Here is a 14406-nt window from a genome sequence, read left to right as displayed (position 1 = left end):
CACGCTGTCAGTGGGGTCCATTACCTTCGGACCATGTCGATCACTGCACAGCTGCGCGACTCGGTGCGGCTCCCGGGTGGAGACGCGCTGGTCAACGGCTTCGCCTTCGAGAGCCGCCGGGACGGGCCGCGCCGCGCCCTGCTCCAGAACGGGCACGAGCTGGAGGTGTACGACCTGTCCGAAGTCTTCGCGGGCGAGCGGGCGCCGGCCGCCGTCTTCCCGGTTCCCTGGCCGGGTTGGGACCGCGGGGTCCATTCGGTCAGCCCCGACGGCTCGTTCGCGGTGTTCTCGGGCCAGCGCGCCGTCAGGGCCGTGAGCACGGGCGGGGAGACATTGTGGGAGTACCGGCACGGCTGCTGGGGCCCTGAGATCGGTCACCCGCACTCAGGGGACGAGCAGGAGGTGTGCCGCGGCCTCGAACAAGGGTCGTGCCGGGTCTCCGACGACGGCCGGTTCGTCTGGGCGCATGTGGTGATCGAGCCGGAGAGGCGGGAGCAGCAGGAGTACGACGGTCAGGACTGGCAGGAGTACTGGGTCGTCCTGGGCGCCCGGGACGGACGAGAGGTGGCCCGGCTGCCGCTGGACAGTGCGGCCTCCGGTTCACACCACCTCTCGCACCCGGACGGTGTCCACATGGGCCTGTGCATCGGCATGGGCCAGGACGGCATCCTGCTCCACTGGGCCCGCTGGGACGGCGAGAAGCTGAGCGCCTGGGACCTCAACGAGGGCCTGGACCGCATCCTGATGGACGTCCACGCGGAGCATCCCGGCTTCCTGACGGTCGAACACTATGGAGCGGACCTGCGCCTGCACGCCCTGGACGGCACCGTGCTCGCCGAGGCCGTACCCGAGCCGGCCGACGACGAGCAGCCGCGCTCCTGGGACTACGCCAGCGGCTTCCTCGACGCCGACACCGTCATCGCCACCACGGTCGAATCGGACGAGGACCCCGACGGGAGCCGCCATTGGCTCCTCGACGCCCGCACCCTGGAGATACGCGGGGCGCTCACCTATCCCACCGGACCGGTCGGCTCCTATGTACGTCCGCTGGGCGACAGCACCTGGCTCACCTACGACGGCCGGAGCGAGACGCTCAACCGCTGGCAGGGCGCCTGAGGGCAGCCAGCGCCCCGGAGTGAACGCGAACTCCCCGTCCTCCGTCTCGTCAGGGTGGATGCCGGGGAACGGCGGCACCAGGGCGAGGGGTAGGTACGGCATGCGCATTCTGGTTGTCGAGGACGAGGAGATGCTCGCCGACGCGATCGCGCGGGGACTGCGCCAGGAAGCGTTCGCGGTCGACGTCGTGCACGACGGGGAGGCGGCCCTGGAGCGGCTGGCCGTGAACGCGTACGACGTGGTGGTGCTCGATCGCGACCTGCCCCGCCTGCACGGTGACGAGGTGTGCCGACAGACCGTCGCGTCCGGGACCGACGTACGGATCCTCATGCTGACCGTGTCGACGACCGTCGCCGAGAAGGTCGCCGGGCTCAGCATCGGGGCCGACGACTACCTTCCCAAACCCTTCGCGTTCGCCGAACTGGTCGCCCGTATCCGCGCCCTGGGCCGTCGGGCCCGGCCCGCACCACCGCCGGTGCTCGAACGCTCGGGCATCCGCCTCGACCCCCATCTGCGCGAGACGTACCGGGACGGACGTCGCGTGGACCTGTCGCGCAAGGAGTTCGCGGTGCTGGAGGAGCTGCTCCGCGCGGACGGCGCTCCGGTCTCGGCGGAAGCCCTGCTGGAACGCGTCTGGGACGAGAACATCGACCCGTTCACCACGATCGTCCGTGTCACCATGCGGGGGCTGCGCCGCAAACTCGGCGCCCCGCAGGCCGTGGAGACCGTCACCGGTGTGGGATACCGCGTCCGATGACCTTCACCGACACCCGAACCGACCCCTCCGCCCGACACGCGTCCTCCTGGCGAGGGAGTCTGCGACTGCGGCTCACCGCGGTGTTCGGCCTGCTGTTCTTCGTCGCCGCCGCGGCGGTTCTGGCCGGGTCCGTCATCCTGGTGCGCAACAGCATGCAGTACGGCCTGGACGTCGCCTTCTCGTACACCCACCCGCCCGACGATGACGCGGGCACCAAGAGCGTCATCATGGAATCGATGCGCAGGAACCTGCTGACCAAGGGCGGTCTGACCGTCCTGGCGGTGGGTGCGCTCGCCACGTCGGCCGGCTGGCTCGCGTCCGGACGTCTGTTGCGCCCGCTTCATCAGATCACTTCCACCGCCGAGCGCATCGCCGGGCGGACGCTCCACCAGCGCATCGACCTCGACCTCCCTCCCGGCGAGGTGAAGCGGCTGGCCGACTCCTTCGACCAGATGCTCGACCGCCTGGACAGCGCGTTCGCGGGCCAGGAACGCTTCATCGCCAACGCGGCGCACGAGTTGAAGACTCCGCTCGTCATCAACCGCACCTTGGTCGAAGTGGCCCTGAACCGGCCCGACGTCCCGTCCGAGATGCAGCAGTTGGGCGAGCAGCTGCTCGCCGTCAACGCGCGTCACGAGCGGCTCATCGATGCCCTGCTCACCCTCGCGCGCGCCGAGGACGCGCTGACCGACCGTCACCCGCTCGACCTGGCGGACCTCTGCACGACCGTCATCGAGGCCGCCCAACCGGAGGCGTCCCGGCAGGAGGTGCGCATGACCCGGCGGTTCGCGGCCGCGCCCACGGTCGGCGACCCGATCCTGCTGGAGCAGTTGGTACGCAACCTGGTGGAGAACGCGGTGCGCCACAACCGGCGCGGCGGCCACCTGGAGGTCACCACGCGGCGCGGCGCGCGATGGACGCAGGTGGAGGTGACCAACACCGGGCCGGTGATCTCCGTGCACGAGATCCCCGTGCTCTTCGAACCCTTCCGCCGCCTCACCGACCGGGTCGGATCGGCGCGCGGCAGCGGTCTGGGCCTGTCCATCGTGCGGGCGGTGGCCCAGGCGCACGACGGAGACGTGGCCGCCGTGCCGCGCCCCGGCGGAGGCCTCACGGTGTGCGTGACGCTGCCGGCCCGGCAGGTCAGCGCGCCGAAATGAAGCGCTGCTGAGAGGCCCCTCGATCCGGGCGTGAGGGCAGACGCTCACGCCCGGTTCACATCGCGGTCGGTCCAATGGCCGTATGAGGCACCGCCAGACCACCAGGAAACACTCATGGCGCACCGTCGCCCTGCCCGTCGCCATGCTGGGAGCGCTCGCCGCCGGCCTGTACGTCGGGACCGGGCACGATGACGGCTCGAAGGGGAGCGCCGCATCCACCGGCAACGTGCCGGCACACGGCAGCGGCACATTCACTCCGGCCGTGGGCGGTTCAGCCGTGGCCGGCAAGGGCAGGCCGCTGCGCTACACGGTGGACGTCGAGGACGGCATCGGCCAGGATCCGAAGGTATTCGCCAAGGAGGTCGAGCGCATACTGGCCGACCCACGCGGCTGGACGAAGAGCGGTGCCGCGTTCCAACGCGTCGACCGGCCGCCGTACGCCTTCACGGTGCACCTGGCCTCTCCCACGACCACGGACGAACTGTGCAACCGCTACGGCCTCGACACCGGTGGCGAGGTCAACTGCCAGGGCGGATCCGAAGTCGTGGTCAACCTCAAACGCTGGCTGTTGCTCAGTCCCTACTACCGGGGCCGGCCCGAGACCTATCACGCGCTGATCATCAACCACGAAGTCGGGCATCGCCTGGGCCGTGGCCACGAGGGCTGCCCCAGCCCGGGCAGCCCCGCCCCCGTGATGATGCAGCAGATCAAGGGGCTGCACGGCTGCAGGCCCAACGCCTGGCCGTACGACCGCGACGGTCGGCCCCTGGGCGGCCCCGCCGCCCCGTGAACCACGGCGCCGCCCGGCCCTGCCCACCGCACCTGTCCGGCCCGAAGGACCTTCCGTGATCACAGCAGTTCTGCATGCCACCCCTCTCTTCTGGCCGGGGACCCTGCTCTCCGCGCTGGCCGCACTCCTGTACAGCCACCGGATCGGCCGCCGGCTCGACGTGACGCCTTTCACCGCCTTCCTCCTGGTGCTCTCCCTCGGCGGCATCGTCACCCTCACGCTGCTTCCGGACATCGGCAGCCACTACATGGAGAACATTCGCTACGCGAATCCGGCCTGGCAGAAGAGCTGGCACATACCGCAACCCGCCGAGCTGGCCACCGTCAACCAACAGAGCCTGAACGTGGCCTTGTTCGTGCCGCTCGGCGTGGCCATCGGCCTCATCCGCCCGCGGACACGAGCCGCACAGCTGGCGGCCGCGGCCGCCGCCCTGCCGTTCGGCATCGAAGCCACGCAGTACGCCGTGCCGTGGCTGCTGCGCGCCGCCGACACCCAGGACATCGCGAGCAACCTGCTCGGCCTCGCCCTCGGCCTGACCACCCTCGCTCTGCCCAGCCGCCACGGCGCGGCGGGCAAAGCGGTGGAGCGGGTGCTGGTCGGGTAGCCGGTCCGCTCAGGCGGATTCGGTCGGGAGTCCCGCGTCGGCCCAGTCCTCTATGCCTTCGCGGTACTTGCGGACGTTGGTGTAGCCGAGTGCGGTGAGTCGTTCGGCGACCTACCACGACGCCGCCATCGTGCTGTCGGGCGTAGTACTCGCCGCCCAGGGTGTCGACGACGGTCACCGTGCCGGCGTCGATGGCGGCCTTGAGCTCGTCGCGTGTGATTGCCGGTCGAGCGCGCTCAGCGTCTCTCGGCCCCCTCACTCTTCTCACCACCGTTCTCGCGGGTCCGGCGGTCCAGGAAGTCGATCAGCTTCACTTCCGAACGCACAAGCCGTTCCCGCTGCTCACCGGGGAGGGCCGCCAGAGCGTCGACGAGGACTCGCTTCCGGGGGACGTACACCATGTTGCCGGAGTAGATACGGCAGCCGGAACACCAGGCAAGTCCGACGCATCGCTCGAACATGGCGGACTCGGGCGGATAGAAGCGGTACTCGTACGAGCGGACCGGCGTCCTGCAGGCGACGCAGATCCGCTGCTCACCATCGAGAACCGTGTCCCACATCCCGACCTTGCGCCAGCGCCGGTGCCCGTCGGATGCTCTTCAAGTCGTCATGCCGAACATTGTCTCCCATGGCAGGCCCGGCAACGGGCGTCCGCCTCAACCCGTCGTCCAGGGCCGGAGCTTCTCGGGGTTCCGCACGGCCCAGATGCGCTTGATCCGGTCGCCCACGACGTCGAACGCCATCACCAACACCGTGGCACCGTCCTGCAGGGCCACCAGACCGGGCTGGCCGTTCACCGTGCGCTCCAGCAGGGTCACCTCGGCCGCCTTGGCGACGACCTCGACGAGGTAGCGCGCGATCCGCTCGCCGCCGTCGACCGGGCGCAGCGCGGCCGCGACGAGGCCGCCGCCGTCGCCGATCGCCGTGGCGTCGGGGTCCAGGAGTCCGATGAGGGCGTCGATGTCGCTGGCCTCCCACGCCTGCTTGAAGTCCCGCACGATGTCGGCCCGTTGGGCGATGGGAGTCGCGGGAGCCTGTGACGCGCGGATGCGACGGCGGGCCGACGAGGCCAGTTGGCGACAGGCCGCCGGGGTACGGCCCACGATCTCGGCCACTTCGGGGAAGGAGTACCGGAAGACGTCGTGCAGGATGAACGCGACGCGCTCGGCGGGGGTCATCGATTCGAGTACGACGAGGAAGGCCATGTTGATCGACTCGTCGAGGGTGACGCGGTCGGCCGGATCGACGGTGGTGCCGTCCGACGGGCCGTTCGTCCACTCCGTGCGATCGGGCAGCGGCTCCGGGATCCATTCGCCGACATAGCGCTCCCGTCGGGCCCGTGCCGAGCGGAGCAGGTCGAGGCAGACGCGACTGGCGACCTTCGTCAGCCAGGCGCCGGGGGCCGCGATGACCTTCTGCTGCGCCGGGGACATGGCGTACCAGCGGGTGTACGTCTCCTGTACGACATCCTCGGCGTCGGCCAGTGAGCCGAGGAGCCGGTAGGCGAGATCGATCAGCTGACGCCGCTCGCCCATGATCGCGCTCAGGCCCGGATCGAGCCGATCGTTTCCCGGCTCGGACTGCGTGCTCATGTTCCGCCGACTCCCTTGGTCGCAACTGCCCTCAGCAGTCCGACGAGACAGCGCACCGAACTGTGAGGCCGGCGCGGAACACGCCGTCGGCACCTCACATCCCGAGGGGTTGTGTCGTCGTACTGCCGAGACGCACACCTTGCACCAGCGGCACCCCCGTTTCCCAAAAGGAGAACCTTCATGAACTTCGCTCTGTGGATCATCGCCGGACTGCTGGCCGTGGCCTCCCTGGGCGGCGGTGCCCTGCTGCTGGTCCGGCCGAAGGCGAAGCTGGCCGCCTCCGGCTGGGCCTGGGTCGAGGACTTCGGCTCCGGCACCATCAAGGCCATCGGCGGCCTCAAGGTCCTGGCCGCGGTGGGTCTGATCCTGCCTGCCGCGCTCGACATCGCCCCGGTCCTGGTACCACTCGCCGCTGTCGGATGGGTGCTGTTGATGGTCGGCGCGATCATCACGCACGTCCGCCGTCACGAGCCCCCGGCGGTCGTGGTGAACCTGGCCCTGCTCACCCTGGCCGCCTTCGTGGTGGTGGGCCGCTTCGGCCCCGAGTCCTTCACCGGCTGACCCGACGCGAGGCCCCGGTCTGGCGTGCCTCGCGCAACTGCGCAAGTGCGTGTCATACGCGGACACGCGCGGGCCTGCGTTGCCCGACGGCGGCACGGCGCTCCATGCGGCGTAGCCGCCGTAGGGTCAACGGCCTTGCGCGACCTGGGACTTTCCGCGGCGGCGTCTCGGGAGTGCTCACCCGTCGCTCGCGCGCACAACCGGAGGGGGACGATATCCGCCCGGCCTATGGACGGCTCTCCGTGGCCCGCTGAGGATCGCACCACCTGATAGCCGGTCGCCGGCATCGAGCGCCGACAGCCGACCGCGCACTGCCGGACGACCGCACCCGCACTTCCTCGCATCCGCACCTTGAGCAAGGAGCGTCATGTCTGCCCAAAGTGGAAAGGCCGCGGGTGGCCCACCCGCCGTCGCACCCTCTCCAGGCGATGCCAAGGTCGCCACGGACTACCTGCGCACCTTCGGTTATCTCCCCGAGGACGTCCCTCTCGAAAGCGACGCCGGACGCGCCGCGTTACGCGCCTCACAGGCCATGGCGCTGCTGCCGACCACGGGCGCCGTCGACGACGCTACCCGCAAGGTCTTCGAACAGCCCCGCTGCGGCTTCCCGGACCGGCAGGGCACGGAGGAGCCCGGGCACGCCAAGTCCCCCGTCGGCATTGGCGAGTTCGTCGCGTTCGGCACCGTCTGGGACCACGCGGTGATCACCTACCGCATCAACAACCTCAGCCCCGATTTCGACGGGGACCGGCAGCGGGCTCTCATCCGCGAGGCCTGGGCACGCTGGGCGGCGGTCGTCCCGCTGGTCTTCGAGGAGACCACCGCGACGCCCGACGTCGAGATCAGGTTCGCCCAGGGCACGCACGGCGACGGTTCGCCCTTCGACGGCCCCGGCAACATTCTCGCCCATGCCTTCTTCCCGCCGCCCAACGGCGGCGCCCTCGCCGGGGACGCCCACTTCGACGAGGACGAGCGCTGGCAGGACGGCATCCGGGCCGGCGGCTTCGACCTGTTCACGGTCGCCGTCCACGAGTTCGGGCACTCGCTCGGCCTGAACCACACCTCCGTGCCCAACTCGACGATGAACCCGTTCTACCCCATGCCCAGCACACCGGCGGCGGACGACCGGTCCGGCGTACGGGAGATCTACCGGCGCCACATCTGGGCCGCGTCCCTCTACCGCGACGTACTGGGCCGTCGGTTCGACAACAACGGCCTGGACTACTGGGTGCGCAAGCTGTTCTCCAACACCAGCTCCGACCAGGTGGCCCGCGCCTTCCTGTACTCGCTGGAGAACTCGGGCCGCCTGGCCACCGACCTGTACTTCACGCTCCTCGACCGCGCCCCCGAGCCGGCCGGCCTGAACCACTGGCGCACCCAGCTCGCCGGTGGCCTCGGCCGTCAGGCCGCGATCGTCGCCTTCCTGGACAGCGCCGAGTACCGCGCCAAGTATCCGGCCGACGACGCCTTCATCGACTCGCTGTACCGACGGCTGCTGCGCCGGCCGCCGGACGCCGGCGGTTTCCAGTACTGGAAGTCCGCGATGGCGGGCGGGATGAGCCGCTACGAGGTGGCGCGCGGCTTCGTCCTGTCCGACGAGTACTGCCGGGCCTATGCCCGCAGCCTCTACCTGCGCTATCTGCGTCGTGAACCGGAGCAGGCGGGCTGGGACGGCTGGACCGGCCGGCTCAAGTCGGGCCTGAACCACCAGGACGCCGAAACCGGCTTCGCCGCCTCACCCGAGTACCAGAACGCGGTCGTCAACTGGTGGTGACACACAAGTGGCACACACCCGGAGCGTGTACCCCCTGAGAGGCGCACGCTCCGGGGAAGCCGACCGTCGCCGCATTCGGCTGTTCGGTCCAAGCAGCGAGGTCGCCTCCCGGGCGTCGCGAGCGTGGCGGGCCTCGACCTGTGATCATGCGGCCTTGGTTGCAGTGATCGACGAGGAGCGTCGGGCCGCGGGCAAGTGGTGTCGCCCCGCCGAGTGACGCTCACGGGAACGCGTTGTGGGTGATCTGGTGGACTGGTTGACCTCGTTGCCGGCGATGGTGCTGGTCGCGGGCTGGCTCCTGCTCGCCCTGCTGGTCGCGGCGGTGGCGCGGGTCGGCGTCCGGGCGCTGGTACCGGCCACGGAACAGGACCGGGTGCCGCAGATCGCCATGCCCCTGATGCCCACGCTCGGCGCCGCCTTCGCGATCTTCGCGGCCCTGTCACTTGCCAGTGAGGCCGGCTACCTGCGCGCGGCGGAGGGCCTGGTGAGCGACGAGGCGGCCGCGGCCTCCCGGCTGGCGTGGGCGGCGACCAGCCCACGGATCGAGCCGGAGCCCATCCACACGGCACTGCGGGACTATCTGCAGACCACGCGGGCCAAGGAGTGGAACGGCGCGGCAGCGGCGTCCGGTGACGACCCGAGCACCGCTCGCGCCGTCGCACAGCTGGAGCGGACCGTGCGCGCCGAGGCGGCCCGGCCCGAGCTGGGTTCCCCGGCCAGTACGGAGTTGCTGGTCTCCCTGGACGGCGTCACCACCAGTCGGCGCGCTCGGATCGCGGCCGCCTCGCGGGACGTCCCCTCGCTCTACGTCGTCACCCTGGTGGTCAGCGGACTGGCCCTGATCGTGAACGCGGGCGCGCTGACCTTCCGCAGCAGCCTGCGCACGTCCCTGCTCATCACGGGCATCGGGAGCGTGGTCGGGCTCAGCCTGGCGTTGCTCTTCGCACTGAGCGCGCCGTGGAACGGACCGTTCATCGTGAGCGGCCACCCGCTCGACGCCGTCGTCAAGGATCTGAAGTCCGGCTTCTTCCACAGCGGGCCGAGCTGACCCACGGGTGGGACCGGTCGCCCGCCGCGGCCGGCGACCGGTCCCACCCGACGTGCCTCACCCGGCCGGGCTCACCCGGCGTGCACGGTACCCGCGTAGCGCTGGGCGAACCGGGTGCCGGTGCCCGCGGTGACGGTGAGGTCGTACCGTCCCTCGTCGGTGCGCCAGGTCAGCCGCGTGCGGTCGCCCGCCTGCCGGAGGTTCTGGCCAGGGACTCGGACCCGAAGGTCAGAAGGACGGTCGCCCGCTGTCCGGGTCTGACGCACGCCGTGCAGGACCGGTTGGTCGAGGACGAGCATCCCGGCGTACGGGCCGCGGTGCTGAGCCCGGAACTGTGGGAGCGCCTCGCGCCGCCGGTGCGAGAGCGGCTGCTCGACGACCCCGCTCCACAGGTGCGCGAGAAGCTGGCCGCGCTGCTGCGCGTCGAGGTCGAGGAGGAGCCGGAGGCGCTCACGGCCCGGGCTCGGGTGACGCACGCCGACCCGCACGTCCGGCGGGAGGCCGCCGGTGACCCGGACGTGCCGCTCGCGCTCGCCCTGCGGCTCGCCCACGACCCCGAGGGCGCAGCCCGGTTCGCCCTGTCGATGCGGGAGGACCTGACGGAGGAACAGCGCGCCTCGATCTCGTACGAGATCCCGCCCTGGGTTCCGGAGCCGCGCTGGATCCAGGATCAGGCGACCGAGCCGGAGGACGCCCTGCGGATCGCCGCGTCGGCGCACGTCGGGCTGCGGCGGGCACTCGCCATGCAGCCGCACCTGCCGGACGACGTGGTGGCGCGGCTGGCCGCGGACGAGGATCCGGAGGTACGGAACCTCCTGTGTCACCACTGTCAGGACGCCCCGCACGAACTGCTGGTGGAGGTGTACGCCACGGCGGAGGACCGGTCCTGGTCGCGTCTGCGGGGGCAGCCCAACTTCGCCAGGCCCGGTCTGGCCCGCTTCGCGGACGATCCCAACCCCCGTCTGCGGCATGCCGCGTTGGACGATCCGGACGCCGGTCCGGAACTGCCGCTGCGGCTCGCCGACGACCCGGAGGTGGGCGAGTGGGCGGTACGCGACCCGAGGTTCCCCGCCGACGAGCTGCTGCGGCGACTCACCCTGCCGGGCAGCGCCCGGGCGGCCGCAGCGAATCCGACGCTGCCGCCGGCGGTGATGCACCAACTGCTGGACCTCGCAGGGGACCGGTGACCGGTACCCGCCCGGCGGCGGCCGTCGACTTCCCCGGCAGGCAGCCTCAGTCGCGCTCGCCGATGCGGTCGACCACCTGGATGTCCCGCAGGCTCCGGGTCTCGTAGTACCAGCCGGTCTGCTTCCACTCGCCGTGCACCTTCTTCGGCACGCTCCCCTTGGTCCGCAGGCCCAAGTAGTCGTACGTCCCGCGATCGAAGAGGAAGGTGAAGGACGCCTCGGGGTACGAGACGCCGACGGCGCTGCGGCCGGCGACGTCCACGTCGTCGTAGTCCAGGCGGATCCGGGGAAGCTTCGACAGCGCTTCGAAGGCGGCGGCCTGCAGGCGTGGCGGCATCACACGCGGCCCCATCAGCAGCATGCACCCTTCGAAGAAGGCCTGCCTGTCCGCCATCGGGCTGTCGGCCTGACCGAGCCTGAACCGAGCCAGGAGCCGGTCGGGATCCGTCGGCATGTCCTGGAGCTTGGCGTAGACGGTGGGTGGCCACCTCACCTCGTGCTTGCCGAGCGGGGGGTCGTTGTGGACCTTGCCGTGCTCCTCACGCAGCGAGGGCTTGGAACCGTCCACCGACATCCAGCTCTCGTCGGTCCAGGTCTTCGTCCTGCCGTCCTTCACCGGTGTCCGCGTGACGTAGGTCTTGGTGTAGAAGTACTGGTCATCACGTGGCACAGGCAGGTCGCCGCCCGCGGCGCGCGACCTGGCGGCGGCCTTGCGCAGCACCTCCGTGGCGCTGACCGCGCCCAGCCGAGGCTTGCGGTCGCCCTCGTCGTCGTTCGTCACCACGACGGCGACGCCCACGGCTGCCGCGGTCAGGCCGGCGAGCGTGGCGCGGAACACGAGTCGTCGACTCAGTCCACGTCCACGGGGTGCGGCACTGCGGGACTCTTCGGCCATGGCGGCTCCGAGGCGGGCCCGGGCGGCGGCGCGTACTCGGTCGGACGGTCCCTGTACGTCCGTCTCCCATGCCCGCAGCATCGTCATTTCATCCATGATCAGTCTCCATCCCAGGCACGGTCGACGTGGTGAACTCCGGTCCGCCCAGGGCCCGTCGCAGCTTGGTGCGGGCCCTGTGCAAGCGGGAGCGCACCGTGCCGACGGGCACGCCCAGGGCCTGCGCGGCCTCCGCGTAGTCGAGTTCTCCCCAGGCCACCACCAACAGCACGTCCCGGTGCCGGGCGGGCAGTTCGGCGAGGGCACCGGCCAAGGCGCCGTCCGTCCCGCCGGCACCGAGCTCCTCGACGAGCCCGTCGGCCGGACTGCCGTACTCCCGGCCCGAAGACAGGGACGCCATGCGCGACAGCGCCCGCAGCCGACGGGCCTCGTCCCTGCGGTGACGGCCGATCAGATTGGTGGCGATCCCGTACAGCCAGGGCCGCGCGTACGCCTGCGACACGTCGTAACGCCGACGACGCTGGAACGCGATCACGAACGTCTCCGCCATCAGGTCGTCGGCGGTGTCGGAGCCCAGACGTCGTGCTATGTAGCGGTGGATGTCGTCGGCATGGCGGTCGAAGATCACGGCGAACACGTCGGGCGTCCTCCAGGACCGCTCGATGACCGACCCGTCGGAGCCATCGCTCCCATCCGCCGCCGTGGCGCTGTCGGCACCGGCACTCGGCAGGACCGTCACGCCTCACCTCTGTGATTCATTGTCATATCCCTCGAAGCCGTGTACTGGACACCTCCTGTTCGCCGATACAGGCCGTCGAGTTCCATCCTGCCAAGTGACCTGCGTCATACCGCCCGGTCAGGCCACCCCCGTCGACCCGACCGAACGGGCGTACTCGGTGGGCGTCCGGCCGTAGCGCTTCTTGAAGGCGCGGATGAAGTGGCTGCTGTCCGCGAACTGCCAGTGGGCCGCGAGTTCCGAGACGCTCAGGTGGCGGGACGGTGCGGTGAGGGCGAGCCGGGCCTCCTCCAGGCGCCGGTGGCGGATGTAGGCGGTCACCGACTCCCCCACCGTGGCGAAGGCGCGTTGGAGAGTGCGTACGGAGACATTGAGTTCACGCGCCAGCGTCGTGGACGACAGCTCGGGATCGGCGAGTCGGTGGTTCGCGAGGTCCTTCGCGGCCTGGACGAGCGCGGGCGCAAGCCGGGGCTCGACATCGTCGAACCGGCCCCGCGCCACGGCCTTGGCCAGCTCGATCAGGGTGCTCCGGGCGGCCTGGACTCCCGCCGGGCCGAGGTCGGTCATCGTCGTGTGGATCACGTTCGCGTGGGCCACCAGCAGGCGGACCTCGGCCGACTGCGCCGGCCCGGTGACGATCCGGTCCGCGAGGAGAGGTTTGAGCAGGTCGGCGGGGAGGACGACGACCTTCGCCGTCGTGTGCGGCGCCGTGCGGAAGTGCGTGGGCCGCCCGACGTGCCGCAGCAGGAACTGCCCGGCCGACACGGTGTGTTCGCCGCGCGCGGGCGGGCCGTCGAGGGTCCAGGCGCCGAGCCGGACGACGTACATCCGCACCTGATCCTCGACGCCTTTGACGGCGCCTGCGGTGCTGGTGGCCGAGGCTCCGTGGAGGTCGGTGATCGCCGCATCGCGCACCCTGGCGACGCGGAGCCTGACCCGGAAGTCACCGGTGGTGTCCGGGCTGAAGGTGGGCAGCCGGAAGCCGTCGCCGATCCGCGTCTCCCACTCGCGCCGGAAGGTGTCGAATGCCGACGGCACGCCGCTCGGCGTCCTGGAGTCCAGGGTGAACGCGCCGCGCGACCCGTCGGACTCCGCTGCGGTGCCGGTCATCACCCGTCGAGCCCCCTCCCCTTCGTCGCTACGACGGTAACGCGTGGCGCCGATGTTCCGCCGGGACGGCGCTGCCGTCCAAGCGTGTGCGGCGCCGGTCTTCCTAGGCTCCGGGGGCGGGGGCGATCCCCTGATTTCCCTGACAACACTCAGGAAAGCCGAGGAAGTTGTGAACCATCACCATTCCGGCCGCGTGGCCGTCATCACGGGTGCCGGCACCGGGATCGGGGCGGCGATCGCGCACCGGTTCGCCACCGACGGATACACCGTGGTGCTCGTGGGCCGCACGAAGGACACGCTGCGACGGACCGCCCAAGAGGCGGCGGAGGGCGCGGACCTGCATCCGTGGATCGCGGACGTCTCGGACCTGCCCGCCGTCACCGCGGTCATGGACGGCGTCGCCGAGCGGTTCGGGCGCCTGGACGTGCTGGTCAACAACGCGGGCGTGGCGATTCCCGGCACCGTCGACCGGATCGGCATGGACGACTACCGGACCATGATGAGCACCAACGTCGACGGCGCCTTCTTCGCCTCCCGGGCCGCGCTGCCCCATCTGCGCGCGGTCCGGGGGTGCATCGTCAACATCGGATCCGTGGGCGCGCTGCGCGGAGACTGGGGCCAGGCCGTCTACGACATGACCAAGGGCGCGCTGGCGAACCTGACCGACGTGATGGCCCTGGACCACGGCCGCGAGATCCGTGTCAACGCCGTCCACCCCGGCGTGACGCTCAGCAGCCGGTTCCTGCGCGACGCACTGGCCGAGGGCACCCCGCTGCGCGAGCGCTTCACGGACCGCGTACCCATGGGCCGACCGGGCGAGCCGTCCGAGGTGGCCGCGGTCGTCGCCTTCCTCGCCGGCCCCGACGCCGCGTATCTCAACGGGGTGCACATCCCCGTGGACGGCGGCCTGACGGCCTCGAACGGCCAGGCGGACCTCTATCGCACGGACGGCTGACGACGGGGGCGACTCTCCGTGGACAGGGGTAGAGCGGGTCTGTTCGTACGCGACCAGGTTCCCCGTAACATCCGGCTGCCCCCGGGCGTGTTCATCGACTGGGACGCCAAAGGCGGCGCCAACC

The 14406-nt window shown here is 70.9% G+C and carries 16 protein-coding genes; 10 read left to right on the top strand and 6 right to left on the bottom strand.

The features are described 5' to 3' along the window. Positions 1-33: 33 nt before the first annotated feature. The 5 genes from ACWGKT_RS25305 (at position 34) to ACWGKT_RS25285 (ending at position 4427) form a co-directional block, all read left to right on the top strand. Positions 34-1116, top strand: a complete 1083-nt coding sequence (locus ACWGKT_RS25305) for a hypothetical protein (RefSeq protein WP_453275490.1) — start codon at positions 34-36, stop codon at positions 1114-1116. A gap of 100 nt (positions 1117-1216) precedes the next feature. After that, positions 1217-1873, top strand: coding sequence for a response regulator transcription factor (locus tag ACWGKT_RS25300; protein WP_356142359.1), 657 nt, complete (start codon positions 1217-1219; stop codon positions 1871-1873). Beyond that, entirely contained in the window at positions 1870-3033 is a 1164-nt protein-coding gene (locus tag ACWGKT_RS25295; RefSeq protein WP_453275489.1) for a sensor histidine kinase, read from the top strand. Before ACWGKT_RS25300 ends, ACWGKT_RS25295 begins: the two co-directional genes overlap by 4 nt. A gap of 82 nt (positions 3034-3115) precedes the next feature. Beyond that, positions 3116-3823, top strand: coding sequence for a DUF3152 domain-containing protein (locus ACWGKT_RS25290; RefSeq protein ID WP_453275488.1), 708 nt, complete (start codon positions 3116-3118; stop codon positions 3821-3823). Positions 3824-3878: 55 nt separating this feature from the next. Next, the gene (locus ACWGKT_RS25285) at positions 3879-4427 is read left to right on the top strand and encodes a VanZ family protein (protein ID WP_356142364.1); all 549 of its coding nucleotides are present in this window, start codon (positions 3879-3881) and stop codon (positions 4425-4427) included. Between the two features lie 236 nt (positions 4428-4663). Here the strand turns inward: ACWGKT_RS25285 and ACWGKT_RS25280 are convergent, their stop codons facing one another. Both ACWGKT_RS25280 and sigJ read right to left on the bottom strand, forming a co-directional pair. Further along, positions 4664-4987 carry a hypothetical protein gene (locus tag ACWGKT_RS25280; protein WP_453275487.1) on the bottom strand — a complete coding sequence of 108 codons (324 nt, stop codon included), beginning with the start codon at positions 4985-4987 and terminating at the stop codon, positions 4664-4666. 96 nt (positions 4988-5083) lie between these two features. Next, a complete protein-coding gene (gene sigJ, locus ACWGKT_RS25275) occupies positions 5084-6019 on the bottom strand; it encodes an RNA polymerase sigma factor SigJ (protein WP_453275486.1) in 936 nt (311 codons plus the stop codon). Positions 6020-6199: 180 nt separating this feature from the next. On the opposite strand from sigJ, the gene ACWGKT_RS25270 reads away from it, so the two are divergent. The 3 genes from ACWGKT_RS25270 (at position 6200) to ACWGKT_RS25260 (ending at position 9402) form a co-directional block, all read left to right on the top strand. Next, the gene (locus ACWGKT_RS25270; RefSeq protein WP_453275485.1) at positions 6200-6580 is read left to right on the top strand and encodes a DoxX family protein; all 381 of its coding nucleotides are present in this window, start codon (positions 6200-6202) and stop codon (positions 6578-6580) included. Between the two features lie 367 nt (positions 6581-6947). After that, entirely contained in the window at positions 6948-8354 is a 1407-nt protein-coding gene (locus ACWGKT_RS25265) for a matrixin family metalloprotease (protein ID WP_453275484.1), read from the top strand. A 247-nt stretch (positions 8355-8601) separates the two neighbouring features. After that, positions 8602-9402, top strand: coding sequence for a bestrophin-like domain (locus ACWGKT_RS25260; protein ID WP_453275483.1), 801 nt, complete (start codon positions 8602-8604; stop codon positions 9400-9402). A gap of 71 nt (positions 9403-9473) precedes the next feature. Here the strand turns inward: ACWGKT_RS25260 and ACWGKT_RS25255 are convergent, their stop codons facing one another. Further along, a complete protein-coding gene (locus tag ACWGKT_RS25255) occupies positions 9474-9668 on the bottom strand; it encodes a phospholipase domain-containing protein (protein WP_453275482.1) in 195 nt (64 codons plus the stop codon). Positions 9669-9671: 3 nt separating this feature from the next. Here ACWGKT_RS25255 and ACWGKT_RS25250 point away from each other — a divergent pair, with 3 nt between their 5' ends. Then, positions 9672-10589, top strand: a complete 918-nt coding sequence (locus tag ACWGKT_RS25250; protein WP_453275481.1) for a hypothetical protein — start codon at positions 9672-9674, stop codon at positions 10587-10589. 46 nt (positions 10590-10635) lie between these two features. Here ACWGKT_RS25250 and ACWGKT_RS25245 read toward each other — a convergent pair whose 3' ends face one another. The 3 genes from ACWGKT_RS25245 to ACWGKT_RS25235 form a co-directional block, all read right to left on the bottom strand. After that, entirely contained in the window at positions 10636-11580 is a 945-nt protein-coding gene (locus ACWGKT_RS25245) for a CU044_5270 family protein (RefSeq protein WP_453275480.1), read from the bottom strand. Continuing rightward, complete coding sequence (locus tag ACWGKT_RS25240; RefSeq protein ID WP_453275479.1) at positions 11573-12220, bottom strand: RNA polymerase sigma factor; 648 nt, start codon at positions 12218-12220, stop codon at positions 11573-11575. The genes ACWGKT_RS25245 and ACWGKT_RS25240 overlap by 8 nt, the downstream gene beginning before the upstream one ends. A 117-nt stretch (positions 12221-12337) precedes the next feature. Next, the gene (locus ACWGKT_RS25235) at positions 12338-13327 is read right to left on the bottom strand and encodes a helix-turn-helix domain-containing protein (RefSeq protein WP_453275478.1); all 990 of its coding nucleotides are present in this window, start codon (positions 13325-13327) and stop codon (positions 12338-12340) included. A gap of 193 nt (positions 13328-13520) precedes the next feature. Between ACWGKT_RS25235 and ACWGKT_RS25230 the strand changes: the two genes are divergently transcribed. After that, positions 13521-14282, top strand: coding sequence for an SDR family NAD(P)-dependent oxidoreductase (locus ACWGKT_RS25230; RefSeq protein WP_356142389.1), 762 nt, complete (start codon positions 13521-13523; stop codon positions 14280-14282). Positions 14283-14406 lie beyond the last annotated feature (124 nt).

The organism is Streptomyces sp. NPDC054794 (assembly GCF_053611585.1).
This window is presented reverse-complemented; position numbering and strand designations above follow the sequence as displayed.

Bases quoted from the DNA above. Each gene is read 5' to 3' on its own strand.
- ACWGKT_RS25245 (WP_453275480.1), bottom strand. From the start codon at position 11,580: ATGGATGAAATGACGATGCTGCGGGCATGGGAGACGGACGTACAGGGA.
- ACWGKT_RS25280 (WP_453275487.1), bottom strand. From the start codon at position 4,987: ATGTGGGACACGGTTCTCGATGGTGAGCAGCGGATCTGCGTCGCCTGC.
- ACWGKT_RS25235 (WP_453275478.1), bottom strand. From the start codon at position 13,327: ATGACCGGCACCGCAGCGGAGTCCGACGGGTCGCGCGGCGCGTTCACC.
- sigJ (WP_453275486.1), bottom strand. From the start codon at position 6,019: ATGAGCACGCAGTCCGAGCCGGGAAACGATCGGCTCGATCCGGGCCTG.
- ACWGKT_RS25265 (WP_453275484.1), top strand. From the start codon at position 6,948: ATGTCTGCCCAAAGTGGAAAGGCCGCGGGTGGCCCACCCGCCGTCGCA.
- ACWGKT_RS25290 (WP_453275488.1), top strand. From the start codon at position 3,116: ATGAGGCACCGCCAGACCACCAGGAAACACTCATGGCGCACCGTCGCC.
- ACWGKT_RS25295 (WP_453275489.1), top strand. From the start codon at position 1,870: ATGACCTTCACCGACACCCGAACCGACCCCTCCGCCCGACACGCGTCC.
- ACWGKT_RS25300 (WP_356142359.1), top strand. From the start codon at position 1,217: ATGCGCATTCTGGTTGTCGAGGACGAGGAGATGCTCGCCGACGCGATC.
- ACWGKT_RS25305 (WP_453275490.1), top strand. From the start codon at position 34: ATGTCGATCACTGCACAGCTGCGCGACTCGGTGCGGCTCCCGGGTGGA.
- ACWGKT_RS25270 (WP_453275485.1), top strand. From the start codon at position 6,200: ATGAACTTCGCTCTGTGGATCATCGCCGGACTGCTGGCCGTGGCCTCC.